Source organism: Stenotrophomonas sp. CASM114, from assembly GCF_049384325.1.
Classification (GTDB): Bacteria; Pseudomonadota; Gammaproteobacteria; order Xanthomonadales; family Xanthomonadaceae; genus Stenotrophomonas; species Stenotrophomonas muris.
Window position 1 is genome coordinate 14,661 of the sequence record NZ_JBMRGJ010000031.1, and the last position, 18,503, is coordinate 33,163.

The 18,503-nt window shown below is 68.2% G+C and carries 13 protein-coding genes; 6 read left to right on the forward strand and 7 right to left on the reverse strand.

The window, feature by feature from the left end; all coding sequences use genetic code 11:
- Positions 1–7: 7 nt before the first annotated feature.
- Both VG566_RS19375 and VG566_RS19380 read right to left on the reverse strand, forming a co-directional pair.
- The gene (locus VG566_RS19375; RefSeq protein WP_053496227.1) at positions 8–3,169 is read right to left on the reverse strand and encodes an efflux RND transporter permease subunit; all 3,162 of its coding nucleotides are present in this window, start codon (positions 3,167–3,169) and stop codon (positions 8–10) included.
- Between the two features lie 4 nt (positions 3,170–3,173).
- The gene (locus VG566_RS19380; protein ID WP_164111205.1) at positions 3,174–4,304 is read right to left on the reverse strand and encodes an efflux RND transporter periplasmic adaptor subunit; all 1,131 of its coding nucleotides are present in this window, start codon (positions 4,302–4,304) and stop codon (positions 3,174–3,176) included.
- Between the two features lie 119 nt (positions 4,305–4,423).
- Here VG566_RS19380 and VG566_RS19385 point away from each other — a divergent pair, with 119 nt between their 5' ends.
- From VG566_RS19385 to VG566_RS19395, 3 genes are all read left to right on the forward strand, one after another.
- Positions 4,424–5,104, forward strand: coding sequence for a TetR/AcrR family transcriptional regulator (locus VG566_RS19385; RefSeq protein WP_197561212.1), 681 nt, complete (start codon positions 4,424–4,426; stop codon positions 5,102–5,104).
- Between the two features lie 136 nt (positions 5,105–5,240).
- Positions 5,241–5,888 (forward strand): protein-L-isoaspartate O-methyltransferase family protein, encoded by a 648-nt coding sequence (locus VG566_RS19390; protein ID WP_014648346.1) that lies wholly within the window; start codon positions 5,241–5,243, stop codon positions 5,886–5,888.
- A 16-nt stretch (positions 5,889–5,904) separates the two neighbouring features.
- Positions 5,905–7,263: a TolC family outer membrane protein gene (locus VG566_RS19395; protein ID WP_014648347.1), complete on the forward strand. Its 1,359-nt coding sequence runs from the start codon at positions 5,905–5,907 to the stop codon at positions 7,261–7,263.
- Positions 7,264–7,363: 100 nt separating this feature from the next.
- Here the strand turns inward: VG566_RS19395 and VG566_RS19400 are convergent, their stop codons facing one another.
- Positions 7,364–8,608, reverse strand: coding sequence for an amino acid transporter (locus VG566_RS19400; RefSeq protein ID WP_069117901.1), 1,245 nt, complete (start codon positions 8,606–8,608; stop codon positions 7,364–7,366).
- 223 nt (positions 8,609–8,831) lie between these two features.
- Complete coding sequence (waaA, locus tag VG566_RS19405) at positions 8,832–10,130, reverse strand: lipid IV(A) 3-deoxy-D-manno-octulosonic acid transferase (RefSeq protein WP_014648349.1); 1,299 nt, start codon at positions 10,128–10,130, stop codon at positions 8,832–8,834.
- Between the two features lie 60 nt (positions 10,131–10,190).
- Between waaA and VG566_RS19410 the strand changes: the two genes are divergently transcribed.
- Positions 10,191–11,108 carry an LpxL/LpxP family Kdo(2)-lipid IV(A) lauroyl/palmitoleoyl acyltransferase gene (locus VG566_RS19410; protein ID WP_014648350.1) on the forward strand — a complete coding sequence of 306 codons (918 nt, stop codon included), beginning with the start codon at positions 10,191–10,193 and terminating at the stop codon, positions 11,106–11,108.
- A 101-nt stretch (positions 11,109–11,209) separates the two neighbouring features.
- Here the strand turns inward: VG566_RS19410 and VG566_RS19415 are convergent, their stop codons facing one another.
- The 3 genes from VG566_RS19415 to VG566_RS19425 are packed head-to-tail and all read right to left on the reverse strand — an operon-like array spanning position 11,210 to position 13,850.
- Positions 11,210–12,541, reverse strand: coding sequence for an O-antigen ligase family protein (locus VG566_RS19415; RefSeq protein WP_241884214.1), 1,332 nt, complete (start codon positions 12,539–12,541; stop codon positions 11,210–11,212).
- A complete protein-coding gene (locus tag VG566_RS19420; RefSeq protein ID WP_241884213.1) occupies positions 12,522–13,637 on the reverse strand; it encodes a glycosyltransferase in 1,116 nt (371 codons plus the stop codon). Before VG566_RS19420 ends, VG566_RS19415 begins: the two co-directional genes overlap by 20 nt.
- Before the next feature lie 15 nt (positions 13,638–13,652).
- A complete protein-coding gene (locus VG566_RS19425) occupies positions 13,653–13,850 on the reverse strand; it encodes a zinc-finger domain-containing protein (RefSeq protein ID WP_005410967.1) in 198 nt (65 codons plus the stop codon).
- Between the two features lie 420 nt (positions 13,851–14,270).
- On the opposite strand from VG566_RS19425, the gene VG566_RS19430 reads away from it, so the two are divergent.
- Together VG566_RS19430 and VG566_RS19435 are read left to right on the forward strand one after the other, a co-directional pair.
- Complete coding sequence (locus VG566_RS19430) at positions 14,271–17,615, forward strand: GH92 family glycosyl hydrolase (RefSeq protein ID WP_241884212.1); 3,345 nt, start codon at positions 14,271–14,273, stop codon at positions 17,613–17,615.
- Positions 17,612–18,355 carry a basic secretory protein-like protein gene (locus tag VG566_RS19435; protein WP_164233166.1) on the forward strand — a complete coding sequence of 248 codons (744 nt, stop codon included), beginning with the start codon at positions 17,612–17,614 and terminating at the stop codon, positions 18,353–18,355. The genes VG566_RS19430 and VG566_RS19435 overlap by 4 nt, the downstream gene beginning before the upstream one ends.
- Positions 18,356–18,503: the final 148 nt, after the last annotated feature.

Genomic DNA, 18,503 nt, shown 5'->3' on the forward strand with positions numbered 1-18,503 from the left:
CGGGGCATTACGCCCCGGATTCGTCCGGCTTCACCCGGAACCACGCCGCGTACAACGCCGGCAGGAACACCAGCGTCAGCACCGTACCCACGATCAGACCACCCATGATCGAGATCGCCATCGAGCCATAGAACGCGCTGCGCGACAGCGGAATCATTGCCAGCACGGCCGCCAGCGCGGTCAGCACGATCGGGCGGAAGCGGCGCACCGTGGCATCGATGATCGAATGCCAGCGGTCATGCCCGGCATCGATGTCCTGCTGGATCTGGTCGATCAGGATCACCGAGTTGCGCATGATCATGCCGGCCAGCGCGATCGTGCCCAGCAGCGCGACGAAGCCGAACGGCGCACGGAACAGCAGCAGGAACAGGGTCGCACCGATGATGCCCAGCGGCGCGGTCACCAGCACCATCGCCGCACGCGAGAAGCTGCGCAGCTGCAGCATCAGCAGCGTCGCCACCACCACCAGGAACAGCGGCATGCCGGCCTTGATCGAGTTCTGGCCGCGCGCCGAGTCCTCCACGGTGCCGCCGGTTTCCAGCAGGTAGCCGCTGGGCAGCTCGGCACGGATGCCATCCAGCGTGGGCACGATCTGGTGCACCACGTCCAGCGCCTGCATGCCATCGCTGATGTCGGCGCGCACGGTCACGGTCGGCAACCGGTTGCGGTGCCAGATGATGCCGTCCTCGAAGCCGTACTCCATCGTCGCCACCTGCGACAGCGTGATGCTGCCGCCGTTGGCGGTCGGCATCGACAGGCTGGACAGCAGCTCCAGCTGGTTGCGCTCATCGGCCGGTCCGCGCAGCAGCATCTCGATCTGGCGGTTGCCTTCGCGATACACGCTCACCGACTGGCCGGCCAGCGAACTGGCCAGGAACTGGCTGACCTGGGCGCTGCTCACGCCCAGCGCGCGGGCACGCTCCTGGTCGATCACCAGCCGCACCACCTTGCTCGGCTCGCTCCAGTCCAGGTTGACGTTCATCACGTGCGGGTTCTCACGCACCTTGGCCTCGACCTGGCGCGCGATCGCCTGCACCTTCTCGATGTGCTCGCCGGAGATGCGCATCTGCACCGGATAACCGACCGGCGGGCCGTTCTCCAGGCGGGTCACGCGCATCTGCACGTCCGGGAACTTGGGAATCACCTCGTGCAGCAGCCAGTCACGGGTGCTTTCGCGCGATTTGATGTCCTTGGCCAGCACCACGAACTGGGCGAAGTTGGTCGCCGGCAGCTGCTGGTCCAGCGGCAGGTAGAAGCGCGGCGAACCGGTACCCACATAGGACACATAGTTGGCGATGCCCTCGCGGCTGGACAGCAGCTTCTCCAGCTTCTCGGCCTGGGCCTGGGTCGAGCGCAGCGACGCCCCCTCGGCCAGCTCGATGTCCACCATCAGTTCCGGCCGGGTCGAGTCCGGGAAGAACTGCTGCGGCACGAAGCGGAACATCATCAGTGAGAACACGAACAGGGCAACGGTCGCGGCGATCACCCACCAGCGGCGGCGCAGGCAGGCGTCGAGGAAGCGCCGGAAGCTGCGGTAGAACGGGCGCTGGTAGGGATCGTGGTCGTGCCCATGCTGCGGCGGTGCGATCAGGTTGGCCAGCGCCGGATAGCGGTCGGCCCACTGCTGGCGCTTGGCCAGCCAACGCGCGGACAGGCTGCCGGGCTTCGGCGGCTGCGGATTGAACAGGTCCGGCAGCATCTTGTCGCCCAGGTACGGGATGAACAGCACCGCTGCGATCCATGACACCACCAGTGCGATGGTCACCACCTGGAACAGCGAACGGGTGTATTCACCGGTGCTCGATGCCGCCGTGGCGATCGGCAGGAAGCCGGCTGCCGTGATCAATGTGCCGGTCAGCATCGGGAACGCGGTCGATTCCCAGGCGAAGCTGGCCGCGCGCAGGCGATCGAAGCCCTGCTCCATCTTGGTGGCCATCATCTCCACCGCGATGATCGCATCGTCCACCAGCAGGCCCAGCGCCAGCACCAGTGCGCCCAGCGAAATCTTGTGCAGGCCGATGTCGAAGTAATGCATGACGAAGAAGGTCATCGCCAGCACCAGCGGAATGGTCACGCCCACCACCAGGCCGGTGCGCAGGCCCAGCGAGAAGAAACTGACCAGCAGCACGATCACCACCGCTTCGGTCAGCACCTGCACGAACTCGCCAACCGACTCCTCCACCGACTGCGGCTGGTCGGACACCTTGCGCAGCTGCATGCCGGCCGGCAGGGTCTTCTGCAGCCGCTCGAACTCGGCGTCGAGGTTGGCGCCCAGCTTGAGGATGTCACCGCCATCCTTCATCGCCACCGCCAGGCCGATCGCCTCTTCGCCCATGAAGCGCATCTTCGGCGACGCCGGATCGGCGAAGCCACGCTTGACCTCGGCGATGTCGCCCAGGTGCACGGTGCGGTCGCCAGCACGGATCGGGAACTGGCGGATGGCGTCGATGTCGTTGAACTGGCCCGTCACGCGCAGTTGCACGCGATCGGTGGCGGTCTCGAAGAAGCTGGTGCCGGTGATCGCATTCTGGTCGGCCAGCGCCTGCTGCACCTGCTGCATCGACACACCCAGCGTTGCCAGCCGGGTGTTGGACAGTTCGATCCACACCTTCTCGTCCTGCAGGCCGACCAGGTCGATCTTGCCGACATCGGGCACGCGCTGCAGTTCCAGCTGGATGCGGTCGGCGTAGTCGCGCATCACCGCGTAGTCGAAGCCCTTGCCGGTCAACGCATAGATGTTCCCGTAGGTGTCGCCGAACTCATCGTTGAAGAACGGGCCGACAATCTCGCGCGGCAGCGTCGCACGGATGTCGCCCACGCGCTTGCGAACCTGGTACCACAGGTCCGGGATCTGCCTGGAACGCAGGCTGTCGCGCGCCATGAAGATGACCTGCGATTCGCCGGGGCGCGAATAGGAGCGGATGAACTCGTACTCGCCGGTGTTCATCAGCGCCTTCTCGATCGGCTCGGTCACCTGCCGCGAGACCTGTTCGGCGGTGGCGCCCGGCCAAAGCGTGCGCACCACCATCGCCTTGAAGGTGAATGGTGGATCCTCGGACTGGCCCAGATGCTTGTACGACCATGCGCCGATCAGCGCGAAGGCAAGCATCGCGAACAGCACCAGCGGGCGGTTGGACAACGCCCACTCGGAAAGATTGAAGCGGCGCACCGGCTTACTCCTTGGCCTTGGCGGCAGCGGTCGGCGTGGCCGGCTTCAGCACCGGGCGGTTCTGGCGGTCCACGGCGATCACCGGCTGGCCGGCACGCAACAGGTGTCCGCCGGCAGCGACCACCCAGTCACCCGCATTCACGCCGGACAGCACCGGCACCGATTCGCTGCCATAGGCACCGGTGGTGACCGACGCGGCCTTCAGCGTGCTGTTGGCCGGATCGACCACCCACACGCTGGCGGCACCGTTGGCACCGCGCTGCAGCGCACCGAGCGGCAGCTGCAGGGTGCCGTGGCGGCCGGCGCTGCTGTAGACGCGCGCGCTTTGGCCCAGTTCGACATCGGCCAGCGCATCGGCGGGCAGGCTGACCCGGGTTGCATAGGTGCGTGCCTGTGGATCGGCGGCAGCGGCGATCTCGCGGATCGTGCCTGGCAGGCGCTGGCCAGGACGGTTCCACAGCTCCACCTCGACCGGCTGGCCCACCGCATAGTCGCGGATGGTGGCCTCGGGCAGGTCGATCAGCACTTCGCGCCCGCCATCGGCGGCCAGGTTGAAGATGGTCTGGCCGGCCGACACCACCTGCCCGGCTTCGGCCTCGCGGCTGGCGATCACGCCATCGGACGGCGCGCGCAGCTGTGCGTAGTCGGCCTGGTTGCGCAGCACATCGAGGTTGGCGCGGGCGGCGTTGGCCTGGCCCTGCGCGGCCTTGAAGGCGGCGGACTGCTGGTCCAGCTGCGAGCGGCTGACCAGCTGCTGGTCGGCCAGCACCTGGTAGCGCTTGAGGTCATCACGGGCACGCACCAGATCGGCTTCGGCCGCAGCAAGCTGCGCCTGCGAGGCGCGGGCCTGCAGCGCGAAGTCGGCCACGTCCAGCTCGGCCAGCACGTCGCCCTTCTTCACCCGTTGCCCGGCATCGACGTGGCGCTTGACCAGATTGCCGCCAACGCGGAACGACAGTGGACTTTCCTGCCGCGCACGCACCGTGCCCGGGAACGCCGCCGGCGCCTGCCCGGCCTGCTCGCCAGGGTGAACCACCAGCACCGGAACGGCCGCCTGGGGCGCCTGTTCCTGTCCCGAACAGGCTGCCAGCGCAGCCATCCACACCATACCGCCCATCCAGCGCACGATCTTCATCGGTCAACGTCCTGAAAACGCAGGGTTGCAACTAAGGGAGGAGCCGCGACTGCCGGCCCAATTTAATAAACCGGCCGGTATAGTATAAATATCGAACCGCTTGGTCTAGTATTGTCGTGATGAGTTCTCACACTTCCCGCAAGCCGTCGGCCAAGCCCGCTGCCAAGGCCGCCGGACCCGGGCGCCCCAAGGACCTCGGCAAGCGCGCGGCGATCCTTGAAGCAGCCAAGACACTGTTCATCGAACAGGGCTATACCGGCGTGAGCATGGACACCATCGCCGCTCAGGCCGGCGTCTCGAAACTGACTGTGTACAGCCACTTCGGCGACAAGGAGACCCTGTTCTCCGAGGCCGTGCAGTCGAAGTGCATTGAAATGCTGCCCGATGCCCTGTTCGTGGCCGACGCGGACGGCCCGCTGCGCGACCAGCTGATCGGGATCGGTCTGGCCTTCTTCGAACTGATCACGTCCGATGCGGCGATCTCGATCCAGCGCATGATGATGGCGCCGGAGACCGACGAACGCCTGCGCGAGCTGTTCTGGAAGGCAGGACCGGAACGTACCTGCGAGGCCCTGGCTGACTTCCTGCGGGCACGCGCCGAGCGCGGCGAGCTGGAAATCACCGACTGTTCGCTGGCTGGCGAGCAGTTCCTGACCCTGGTCAAGGGTGAAGTGCACATGCATATGATGTGCGGCATGCCACTGTCACCGGTGGAGTGCGACCCTCTTGCCCACGTGACTGCCAGCATCGACTTCTTCCTGCGCGCCTATGCGCCGCGAGGGGTCGGGACGGCTGAATAACCAAAACTGAACGAACCGGAGGTCGCGATGACTTCCGGCACTGCGACCCCGGCCACCCGGCAGCTGATGCTCTGGGCGCGCCGCCGGCCTCCGGCACCGGTAAAATGGCCGGCCCACTGCGCTGGATTTGAACCTCATGACGATTGATTACGCCCACGCCCGCGAACTGATGGTGGAACAGCAGATCCGTCCCTGGGACGTGCTGGACATCAAGGTGCTCGACGTCCTGGCCCGCCTGCCGCGCGAGGCTTTTGTCGCCGATGCACACCGGGCACTGGCCTACGCCGATGTCGAACTGCCGATCGGCCATGGCCAGAAGATGATGAAGCCGGTCATCGAGGGTCGTACCCTGCAGGCGCTGGACCTGCAGCCGGGTGACGAAGTGCTGGAAATCGGCACCGGCAGCGGCTTCCTGTCGGCCTGCATCGGCGCGCTGGCGCGCGACGTGCTGAGCCTGGAAATCGACCCGGAGCTGGCCGCCGCCGCGCGCGCCCGTCTGGACGCGTCCGGCCTGGGCACCAACGTCCGCGTGGAAGTGGCCGACGCCCTGTCCTGGCAGACCGAACGCCGCTTTGACGTGATCTGTGTCACTGGTGCGGTCGACGTGGTGCCGTCACAGTTCGCTTCGTGGCTGCGTCCGGGTGGTCGCCTGTTCGTGATCCACGGCCGCTCGCCGGCGATGGAGGCCCTGCTGGTCAAGGCCGACGGCAGCAGCGAGTCCCTGTTCGAGACCGATATCGATTACCTGCGTGGTGCCGCCCCGGCCCCCCAGTTCCACCTCTGAGTCCAAGGAAGCCGCAATGATCCGCCGATCCCTCGCTGTTGCGCTGGCCACTGCCCTGCTGCCGTTGTCCGCCCATGCCGCCGACCTGCTGCAGGTCTACGAAATGGCGCGCAATGGCGATCCGCAGCTGTCCGCCGCCGAATCGACCCGGCTGTATGACAAGGAAGGCGCCGTGCAGGCGCGCGCCGCCCTGCTGCCGCAGATCAACGGCCAGGCCCAGCTGAACCGCACGCGCAGTGAGCCGAACGCCGACGCCAACTCCGGCTCGTTCACCAACAAGCGCCGCACCTACACGATCGACGGCAGCCAGACGCTGTTCAACTGGACCCAGATCAACAACCTGCGTTCGCAGCGCGAGCTGAGCAAGGCGGCGGACTTCACCCTCGATTCGGCCAACGACAGCCTGATCGTGCGCACCTCGGCGGCCTACTTCAACGTGCTGGTGGCGATCGAATCGCTGAATGCCGCACAGACCAATGAAGCGGCCGCGAAGAAGCAGTTCGACTTCGCCGACAAGCGCCTGGAAGTGGGCCTGGCGCCGATCACCGACGTGCACGAAGCACGCGCCCAGTACGACCAGGCGCGTGCCAACACCATCGTTGCGCAGAACACCCTGGCCGATAACTACCAGGCCCTGACCGAACTGACCGGCCAGCCGGTGACCAACCTGCGTGGGCTGCCGGCCGACTTCCGCCCGGAAGTGCCGGCCAACCGTGGCAACATCGATGAGCTGGTGCAGCAGGCCACCACCCAGAATCCGGCGCTGAAGGCGCAGGAACTGAAGGTCAGCGCCGCCGAGGCTGGCGTGCAGGCCGCCCGTGGCGGCCATTACCCGACCCTGTCGCTGGGCGGCAGCTGGGGCAAGAGCGCGACCTGGGGTGACAGCACTGGTTCCGGTTCGCTGTCGCCGGACGCCCGCACCAACAGCATCGGCCTGACCCTGAGCGTGCCGATCTTCTCCGGTGGTGCCACCCAGTCCGGCGTGCGCCAGGCGCTGGCCCAGCGTGACATCGCCCAGGACGGCTACGAGCAGCAGAAGCGCGCCCTGGACCGCAACACCCGCAATGCCTACCAGACCCTGGTACAGGGCATCAGCGAAGTGGAGGCCCGTCGCCTGGCCGTGGTCTCGGCACAGAGCGCGTACGACGCCTCGCAGGTCGGCCTGGAAGTCGGTACCCGTACCGTGCTGGACGTGATCCAGAACCAGCGCATCCTGTTCTCGGCGCAGCTGGACTACGCCCAGGCCCGCTACACCTTCCTGCAGAACCGCCTGCTGCTGAGCCAGTCGCTGGGTGCGCTGGACGTGGCCGAGCTGCAGGACGTCAACCGCCTGCTGACCCAGGACGCGGGCAATCCGGCAACGACCACGCACTGATCCGTCGCCCTGCCGGCAACAAAGAAGCCACCCGCAAGGGTGGCTTTTTTGCAGGCGGTGCATCCGCCCGCAGCTACCCGTTGCGTGGCCCCGCGAACCCTCAGCCCGGCCATGCCCGCAGGCGTTCCAACGCCGCAAGGACGCACAGCGCGGCCGCCAAGGGCGCCAGCATCGGCAGCACCAGTTCGCGACCGGTTGCGCCCTGCCTCATGTCATTCCGCCGCCGCAGCACCGCCAGGCACAGCGCCGCCATCACCAGCAGGGTTGCCGGACCCGGCAGCGCCGGCAGGGTGCCCAACGGCAGCCACAGCACCAGCATCACCGCCGGCAGTCCGACCGCCGCCACGATCACACCGCGGGAGCGTCCCACGGCATCACCCGCCCCTGGCCACAGCGATGTTGCCAGCCGCAAGGCCAGCATCAGCAGCACCAGCTGCAGGGCGGCCAGGCCCGTAGCCCCCGCCAGCGGCAACAACGGCAGCATCCACTCCAATTGCGGATGCATCTGCAGCGCCACCGACAGTGGCCGGGTACTGGCAAGCGCGGAAAACTCGACCAGCCCTGCCTGCAGTGCTGCCAGCACGATCAGCAGCAGCATCGCCAGCAACGAGACCAGCGCCAGCACTGCCGGTTGCCACATCGCGCCCTGGCGGCGCAACGCAGGAAAGCCCAGTGCCAAGCCGACGCTGGCAAATACCCCCAGCAGCGGCACCGCAGCCGCCAGCACCCCGCCCAGCCCGAAGCGATACGGCGCGGTCGCCGGTGGCAGCCAGGGGATCCAGTGCGCGTAATGCACATGACGTGCCGCCAGCGCCAGCAGCAACACCCCCGCACCGATCTTCACCGTCAACAGGGCGCAGGCCACCAGCACCACACGCCGTGGCGGCAGCAATGCCAGCGCGCCCAGCATCAGCAGGCCCACCGCCGCCGTGACCTGTTCCGGCAGCCAGTCGCAGGGCTGGAGGCCTTCGGCGGCCAGCACCGCGTGTAGATGGAGGGCCATGGACTGCGCCACGCCCGCCGTGGTCGCCACCAGCTCCAGCAGCAGGGCCATGCCCAACACGCCCGCCACCCGCGGCCCCCAGCTGGCAGCCAGCAGCCCGTGCAGGCCCTCGCCCGCCGGCAACCGCAGCACCAGATCCTGCAGGCAACACAGCACCAGGCCGGCCCCCAGTGCAGCCAGCAACAGGCTCAGCACGATGGCGGGGCCTGCCTGTGCCGCCGTGTGCTGGCCCACCAGTGCGATCACGCTGCCGCCCACCAACAGTGTCAACGCCACCACCGCCAGATGGTCCGTCCCCAGTCCGGCCCCACCCGTGCCGTCCCCGCCCCTGTCGCCGTCCATCGCAAGTTCCCTTGATATCCGCCCAAGCGCGGTCGACAGCAGGCTGGCAGCCTGCGTCGCCCTGCGGAATCAGAATCGGTGGAATGTGCGCAACGATGTGATGGCAGGCACGCTGCCAGCGGCAGGGTCGGTCCAGCAACGACAGCAAAATCGTCGCTAAGCAGAATTGATGAAGTTGATCACGACAATGCTCGTCAGCGCCGCTGACTCCGCGCTGCCGCGATCACTCGCGCGGTGGTGGCAGGTGCGGCGCCACCAGGGCAAGCGTACGTTGCAGCGCGCCGCGGCCATTGCTGACCAGCGTGCATCCCGCCCGCGCCATGTCTTCGCGGGCCTGGGCATCGTCGAGCAGGTGCTGCAGCAGATCGCCCACCGCCTGCGCGTCCTCGCCGATCAGCAGCGCCCCGGCCTCGCGCATGCGCCGGGAAATCTCCGCGAAGTTGTGCAGGTGCGGGCCGGTCACCGCCGCCGTTCCCATCGCGGCCGGCTCCAGCAGGTTGTGACCACCGATGGCCTGCAGGCTGCCGCCGACGAAGGCGACCTGGGCGCAGGCATAGAACGGCATCAGCTCGCCAAGGGTGTCGATGACGAACACGTCTGTGGCCGCGTGTGGCCACTGGTCCACGCGGCGGGTCGCCACGCTCCAGCCCTGTTCGCGCGCCAGCGCTTCCACCTTCGGGAAACGCTCGGGATGTCGCGGTGCCCACAGCAGCAGCAGCTCCGGATGCCGCTGGCGCAGGCGCCGGTGCAGGTCGATCACCGCCTGCTCCTCGCCATCATGGGTACTGGCGGCGATCCATACCGGACGAGCGGCCGGTACCCGCGCATGGAACTGTTCGACGAAACCCTGCACGTCCGGCGTGGCGATGTCGAACTTCAGGTTGCCCAGCGCCTGCACCTGGCCGGGATCCGCCCCTAGCTGCACGAAGCGCTCGGCATCGTCCTGCGACTGCGCGGCCACGCAGGTGACGGTGCGCAGCGCGCGGCGGATCAGTGCCGCCAGCAACCGGTAGCCGCGCAGCGAACGCGCCGACAACCGGGCGTTGAGGATGTACACCGGAATGCCGCGGTCACGGCAGCCGAACAGCATGTTCGGCCACAGCTCGGTTTCCAGGATCAGCGCCAGGCTGGGCTGGAAATGGCCGAGGAAACGGTTGACGCTGCCCGGCACGTCGTACGGCAGATAGACATGGTCCAGGGCGTCGCCCCACAGCGCGCGTACGCGCTCGGAGCCGGTCGGGGTGATGGTGGTGATCACCCAGCGGATGTCCGGGCGCTGCTGGCGCAGGGCATTGACCAGCGGCGCGGCGGCATTGACCTCGCCCACCGAGACCGCGTGCAGCCAGACCCGCGGCTGCCCGGTCGGCTGCGGATAGGAGGCATAGCGTTCATCCCAGCGCCGGAAGTATTCACGAACCCGGAAACCGCGCCAGACCAGGTGGTACACGGTGATCGGCAGCAGGATGTAGAGCACGACCGAATACAGGCCGCGCAGGATCCATTCGACAGGGTCTTTGCGCATGCGGCAAGGATACGGGAGCCCCCGGGGAAAGACACGCGGCCGCCTTGGTAGAATGGCCCCATGTCAGATGCCTCCACCGCCGTCCGCCCATCGCTGCGCGATCCGCGCAACTGGCCGATGTTCGCCGCCATGTTCGGCGCCTTCGCCATCGCTCGCCTGCCGTGGATGCTGCAGCGCGCGCTGGGCCGGGGCGTCGGCTGGATCACCTGGCGCCTGCTCGGCAGCCGCCGCCGCGCCGCCGAAGTCAACCTGCAGCTCTGCTTCCCCGAGAAGGACGAAGCCTGGCGCCAGCGCCTGGTGCGCGACAGTTTCGATGCGCTGGGCGTGGGCGTGTTCGAGTGCATCCGCGCCTGGTGGGGCAGCATCGACCGCATCCGCCCGCAGGTACGGATCGAAGGCCTGGAACACCTGCGGCAGATGGAGGCTGAAGGCCGCGGCGTGCTGCTGGTCTCCGGCCACTTCATGACCCTGGAAATGTGCGGACGCCTGCTGTGCGACTACGTCGACCTGTCCGGCATGTACCGCAAGCACAAGAACCCGGTGTACGAGTGGGCGGTGAAGTTCGGCCGCCTGCGCTATGCCAAGGCGATGTTCGCCAACGAGGACATCCGCGCGACCGTGCGCCACCTGAAGAAGGGCGGCTTCCTCTGGTACGCGCCGGACCAGGACATGCGTGGCAAGGACACCGTGTTCGTGCCGTTCTTCGGCCACACCGCTTCGACCATCACCGCCACCCACCAGCTGGCAAGGATGACCGGTTGTGCAGTGATCCCGTACTTCCACCGCCGCGAAGGCGGCAAGTACGTGCTGAAGATCGGCGCACCGCTGGAGAATTTCCCCAGCGAGGACGTGGAAGCCGATACCACGCGGGTCAACCAGGCCATCGAAGAGATGGTGCGCGAAGCCCCCGACCAGTACCTGTGGATCCACCGCCGCTTCAAGCGCCAGCCCGGCGGCCGGAGTGATTTCTACAAATAGCCGGATGCGGTGGAAGGGCCGGCGTCCTCGCGGTAGTCGCCAACCTTGGTTGGCGCCGGATGAACCGAGGCCGGTCCCGGGGAGCCCACCAAGGTTGGCAACTACTGCATCGGCGGAGATTCGTCCGATTCGCGGGCCAGCAGACTGCCGGCGAACAGGGCCGCCAGCAGCACGGTCAGGCCGCCCCAGAACGCAGAATAGAACGCCAGGTGCGTATTGAGCGGGAACACGGTAACCGCCAGCGCCAGCATCGCCGGGCGGGCGCGGTCACGCGCCGCCGGCGGTGCATAGCGCCAGGCCCGCCAGGCCTGCGCCACCGCCGCCAGCCACAGCAGCAGGCCCAGCACGCCGGTCTCGGCCAGGATTTCCAGCACGATCTGGTGGGCGTGCAATGCCGGTTGATTGCCCCACACGGCGGGGCCCTCGTCTGACACGCAGGCCGGATACGCATCACGGAAGCCGCGCGCACCGACACCGTTGACCGGATGTTCCTCGATCATGCACACCGCCGCCGTCCAGATGCGCGCGCGCCCCGAAAGCGCCTCGTCAACGCCCTGCCCGTCTTCGTTCCATGCCTGTGCCGTGCGCGCAACACGCTCGCGCAGCTGCGGCACGCCCGCTGTCAGTGCGGCCGTACCCAGCGCTGCCACAAGGGCCAGCAGCAGCAGCCGCTTCCAGCCGAACTGGCGCAGGCCGCTGTAGCCCAGCACCAGCACAAAGGTGATCCACGAGGCGCGCGAACCGGCCAGCAGCAGCACGCCTCCCAGTGCGGCGGCGGCCAGCAACCACCCCGCACTGCCGAAACGCCGCGCCATCGGCAGCAGCAGGAAGGGTGACAGGCTGGCCAGCACCTGGCCGAATTTCAGGTTGCAGGGCCCGAGCGCGCCACTGAGGCGGTCGGCCAGTGCGGCTTCGTCGGCCGGGCACAGCGCGTGGCCACTTACGGCCAGCTTCAGGTGATCCAGCGACCAGAACCATGGGCTGGTGCCGGCCAGCGCCTGTACCAACGCGTCCAGCGTCCACGCGCCGGTGATCAGCGCCAGGCCACCGAAGGTCAGCCGCCGCCGTTCCGGCGTGGCTACCGCGATCGCCACCAGCCACATGAAGGGCAGGTAGCGAAGTCCGGCGGCAGCCTTGGTCCACGAGGCCGCCGGATCGATCGCATCGATGGCCGAGAACGCCTGTGGCAGCCAGTAGCCGAGGAACAGGATCGAGGTCAGGGCCCACGCCGCCGTGCTCAACAGGTGCGGGCGGCGCTGCAGCCGGCGCATGACCATGCGCGCGGCAGCATAGAGCGCGCCAAGGCCGAGCACGGTTTCGGCGATGCCTGGCAACGGCCACATCGCCACGTACGCCAGCACCCACCAGGGCGCCCAGCGCCCAGCGCGATCGTCGCGCACGATGGCAGCGGGGTCAGCCGGCGAGATCGGCATAGAGGCGGAGGGTATCGCGCTGCATGGCCTGCAGGGTAAACGGGATGCGGGTCGGCAAGGATGGCGGCTGCACCAGCAGGGCCAGCGCACGTTCACCCAGCGCGCGCGCGTCGCCGAGCGGCACCGCGCCGCTGGGCTGCAGCTGCTGCAGCAGTTCGCCGACGCCACCGTGGTCCCAGCCCAGCACCGGGCGGCCGACCGACAGCGCCTCGACCACGGTGCGGCCAAAGGCTTCCGGCTTGTCCGACAGCTGCAGCACCAGATCGCTGGCGGCGTAGGCCAGGGCGATGCGTGCGGTAGGCGTACTGATCTGTACGGCCTCGGCCACGCCCAGTGCCGCAGCCTGGCGGCGCAGATCGGCCACGTAGGCCTCGCGCCCGGGTTCCTCGGTACCCAGCATCCACAGCTGCGCAGGCACGCCGGCGGCACGCACGTCGGCCAGCAGCTGCAGCGCGTGGGCGTGGCCCTTCAGCCGGGTACCGCGCCCGGGCAACAGCAGCAGCGGGCCATCAACCTGCGCCAGCCAGGGATAATCGGCGGCCAGGGCCAGCCGCGGGCGACGGTCGGCACGCGCTACGCGTGGGAACTGGCCGACATCGACACCGCGGGGAATGACCTGCAGTTTTTCTTCCGGCACCGTCGGGTAGTGGCGTTGCACGAAGGCGCGCACGGTATTGGACACGCAGATCACGCGTTCGCCACTGGTCATCACCGCACTGTAGCGGCTGGGCGAATTCAACCCGTGCACGGTGGTCACCCAGTGCGGGCGCTGTGCGGCGGGCATGGCGCGGATCGCGTACAGGCCCAGCCAGGCCGGCAGCCGCGAACGGGCGTGCACGATGTCCGCACCGACCTCGGCAAACAGGCGGCGCAGGGTCGGCAGATGGCGCAGGGTCAGCAGCGACTTGCGGCCGATGTCCAGGGTGAGGTGCTCGGCACCGCTGTCCAGCAGCGGCTGCACCAGGCGGCCACCGGCGGACACCACCAGCGCACGATGGCCGGCCGCGACCAGGGCAGCAGCGATTTCCAGGGTCGAGCGCTCGACACCGCCGGAGTGCAGCGCCGGCAGCAACTGCACCACGGTCAATCGGCGCATCGAAGGGGCCGCCGTTTAGTCGGCCAGCACGAACACGGAACCGCAGTACGGGCACTGCGCTTCGCCGTTGGGCTCGTCTTCGATCGGCAGGTACACGCGCGGATGCGAGTTCCACAGCGCCATTTCCGGGGTCGGGCAGCTCAACGGCAGATCGCTGCGGTGCACGGTGTAGCGCTTCTCGGCGTTGGCGGGCGCGGTGGCGGTATGGCTCATGGCGGATGTCGGTGAACGGGTTGCGAGGCCTGTGATTCTAGCATCTGGGCCGCACCGACATTGCGCCACAACGGGCGTTTGCGCGCTCCCGCCGATGCCTCGCATCTCCCCGCCGCACGCCGGGCGGCGGCGGCGCCGGGGATTTCGCGGTCGTTCCGGCAGGTTCGCTCGCCAGAATCGACTCCAGCGATATTTCCCGCATTTGGATCGAACTAAATGGCACTTGCCAGCGCGCGACGGCTGTTGCAGGATCGGGCCAGGTCGCACCCCGACCCACCCAATCCAACCCGATCGCATGGCCCGCCCCCACCGGACCGGCATCGCCTCTTCCACTGCCAGCCTGGCGGGCGGAGCGATGCTGTCCGTGGTGTCCGCCGATGCGGGTTCTGCCCGCCGCCAGCCCTTCCGGGAGACCCTTGCATGACCCTGTCCGATCCGCGCCGCGCCCTGCTTCCACTCGCCCTGGCCCTGGCCTGTGCGACCACTGCGATGCCGGTGCTGGCACAGGGGCTGCAGACCTCGTTCGAGCCCGGCGAACCTGCCCCGACGCAGGCCGCGGGTGCACTTCAGGTCACGATCGGCAACGGCCCTGCGGCGCCTTACGCGGCCAAGCGCAACGCCGGCTACAGCGGCCTGCATGCACTGCGCTACAGCAGCGAAGGCGGCAGCGCGCGGCGCGAACTGTTCAAGGCCGACCTGCCCATCGAGGCCGATACCACGCTGTCGTGGCTGGTGCTGCCGGAGATCGTCGGCAAGGACACCGTCGCTTCGACCTATGTCTCGCTGGACCTGCTGCTGGACGATGGCAGCCGCGTGTCGGCCGGTGCGGCGCGCGACCAGCATGGGGTGGCGATCGGCGCACGCGCGCAGGGCGAATCGAAGACGCTGTACCCGCAACAGTGGGCGCGCAAGGCAGTGCGGCTGGGCGACGTACCCACGCTGAAGGGCCGCCGCGTGGTGGCGATCGAGCTGGAGGTGGCCAGTGCCGAGGGCGCGCCGGTCTCTGGCTGGATCGATGACGTGCGCCTGGACGCACAGCCGCGGCAGCGGCCACAGCGCGTCTCCGACTGGGTGCTGACCACCCGCGGCACCCAGGCCAACGGCACCTTCTCGCGCGGCAACAATTTCCCGGCCACGGCGGTGCCGCACGGCTTCAACTTCTGGACCCCGGTGACCGATGCCGGCGCACTGAACTGGCTGTACCGCTGGAACGAACAGAACGACGCACAGAACCGCCCGCAGCTGCAGGCGCTTGCGCTGAGCCACCAGCCCAGCCCGTGGATGGGTGACCGCCAGACCTTCCAGGTGATGCCCTCGGCCAGCCGTGGCGTGCCGGAGGCCGACCGCCGCAAGCGCGCGCTGTCGTTCGATCGCCGCCATGAAAGCGCGCGCCCCTACCGCTACGACGTGCGCTTCGACAACGGCATCGCTGCCGCCATCGCGCCGACCGATCATGCCGCGTTGTTCCGCTTCGACTTCCCCGAAGGCGGTGACGCCAACCTGCTGTTCGACAACGTCGATGCACGTGGTGGCCTGACTCTGGATGCCGCCACACAGACGCTGTCCGGCTACACCGATACGCGCAGCGGCCTCTCCAACGGCGCCAGCCGCATGTATGTCGTGGCCAGCTTCGACAAGCCCTGGCGCAGCAGCGGCCGCCTCGACACCGGGCGCCCGACCGGCTACATCAAGTTCGATGCCGGCAGCGAGCGGCGGGTGACGATGCGCATCGCCACCTCGCTGATCTCGGTGGAGCAGGCGCGGCACAACCTCGCACTGGAAATCGCCGCCGCCGATACGCTGGAGAGCGTGGCCGGCCGCGCACAGGACGCGTGGGACGCGCGCCTGGCCCGCTTCGACATCGGCGATGCCAGCGACGACCAGAAGACCACGCTGTATTCCAGCCTGTACCGGCTGTTCCTGTACCCGAATTCCGGCCACGAGAACGTGGGCAGCGCCGCCGCACCGGAGTGGCGCTACGCCAACCAGGCCAGCGCCAGCGATGACAACACCGAAGGCAGCGCGACCCGCAGTTACGCCGGCGTGCGCGATGGCAAGGTGTTCGTCAACAACGGCTTCTGGGACACCTTCCGCACCACCTGGCCGGCTTATGCACTGTTCACGCCCGACGATGCCGGCCAGCTAGTGCAGGGCTTCATCGAGCAGTACCGCGCCGGCGGCTGGATCGCACGCTGGTCGTCGCCGGGCTATGCGGACCTGATGGTCGGTACCAGCTCGGACGTGGCCTTCGCCGATGCGTGGCTGAAGGGCATCGGCGGTTTCGATCCGGCCGAGGCCTACGCCGCCGCGCTGAAGAACGCGACCGTGGTCCCGCCCGACCGCCATGTCGGCCGCAAGGGCATGGACCGTTCGACCTTCCGTGGCTACGCCAGCGCGGACGTGCATGAAGGCATGTCGTGGACGATGGAAGGCGCACTCAATGATTTCGGCATCGCCAACATGGCCGACGCGCTGGCCAAGCGTGCGACCACGCCGGCCGCACGCGAGCGCTACAGCACCGAGGCCGACTACTTCCGCTATCGCGCCGCCAGCTACACGACGATGTTCGATCCGGCCGCCGGCTTCTTCCAGGGCCGCACTGCCGATGGCCAGTGGCGCGTGGACGCGAAGGACTACGACCCGCGCGTGTGGGGCCACGACTACACCGAGTCCAATGGCTGGACCTTCGCCTTTACCGCCGCCCACGATGGCGAGGGCCTGGCCGCGCTGTACGGTGGCCGCGACAAGCTGGCGGCGAAACTGGATGCCTTCTTCGCCACGCCGGAAACCGCGGACCCGGCACTGGCAGGTTCCTACGGCGGCACCATCCACGAGATGACCGAGGCGCGCGACGTGCGCATGGGCATGTACGCGCACAGCAACCAGCCGGCGCACCACATCCCGTGGATGTACCTGTACGCCGGGCAGCCGTGGAAGACCCAGCAGCACGTGCGCGAGATCCTGTCGCGGCTGTACGTCGGCAGCGAGATCGGCCAGGGCTATCCGGGCGACGAGGACAATGGCGAGACCTCGGCGTGGTACGTGCTGGCCTCGCTGGGCCTGTACCCGCTGCGCATGGGCGCCCCGGAGTATGTGATCGGTTCGCCGGCCTTCCGCCACGCACGGGTGGAACTGCAGGGCGGCGCGGTGCTGACCGTGAACGCGGCCAACAATTCGCGAGAGAACGTCTACGTGCAGTCGCTGAAGATCAACGGCACGCCCTGGACGAAGACCTGGGTGCCGCACGAGCTGATCGCCAAGGGCGCGACGCTGGACTTCGTGATGGGCCCGCAGCCGTCGCGCTGGGGCAGCGGCGTGGATGACGTGCCGCGCTCGCTGACCGCCCGTGGCCAGCGCCCGCAGCTGCTGCACGACCTGCTCGGCAGCGGCGCGAAGGCGACGCTGGCCGATGGCCGCGCCCTGCCGGCGCTGGTCGATGACGATGCGGCCACCACCGTCGGCCTGGGTGGCGGCGCGACCATCGCACTGACCGGCCTGAGCAATGGCACGCCGACGATGTATACGCTGACCAGCGGTGACGGCCGCATCCAGGGCGGCGAATGGACGCTGGAAGCGCGCAATGGCAACGGCCACTGGATCGTGCTCGACCAGCGCAGCGGCGAAGCCTTCGAGTCTGCCCGCCAGACCCGTCCGTTCCGCATCGCCAGACCCGGTCGTTACAGCGAGTACCGGCTGCGCCTGGCCGCGCCGGGCCGGCTGCCGCTGGCGGAGATCGAACTGTTGGCGCCCAGCGCCGTACAATGAGCCCTATGCGCTACCGTCTGTTGCCTCTGGCCCTTGTTGCCCTTTCCTTCTCCAGCTTCGGCCAGACCCAGGCCTTTGATGCGCAGCTGACCCGCGACGGCGTGACGCTGAACTACCAGGACGCCCGTGGCGCCCTGGCCGCGCCGCAGCGCAAGCGGGTGATCGATACGTTCTACTTCGCCTACCTGCGCGAACGTGCGGACTTCCACCCGGCCGCGCCAACGATGGTGCGCATCGTGATCGATCCGGCCTACACCGGGATCGCCTTCGTCGGTGACAAGGACCAGGCGGCAACGATCACCATCAATCCGGGTTGGCTGGCGCAGCACCCCAACGACATCGACCTGGTCACCCATGAGGCCATGCACATCGTGCAGGGCTATCCGGGCCATGGCGACGCACGGGTGCCGGGTTGGCTGGTGGAGGGCATCGCCGACTACGCACGCGACCGCTACGGCATGGACAATGCCGCCGCGGGCTGGTCGCTGCCGGGCAAGGTCGAGAAGGGTCAGAACTTCGACAGCGGCTACCGGGTCACCGGTGCGTTCCTGAAATGGGCCGACGCCGAACACCCGGGCCTGGTGCTGGCACTGGACACGGCCCTGCGCGATGGCCGCTATGCACCGGCGCTGTGGCAGAAGCACACCGGCAAGGCACTGCCCGCACTGTGGGCCCAGTACGCCAAGCCGCGTTCGGATGCACCGCCGCCGGCCCCTGCACGCCGCGGCAAGCGGCGCTGACTGGCTGGTCAACTGGGAATTGGGGCGACTGGGTAATGGGGCGACTGGGTAGAGTCGACTGTTAGTCGACTGACTTCCGTACAGCCACCGAAAACCCCGCGCTTCGCGCGATAGTCGACCAACGGTCGACTCTACCTCGCTGCTTTCT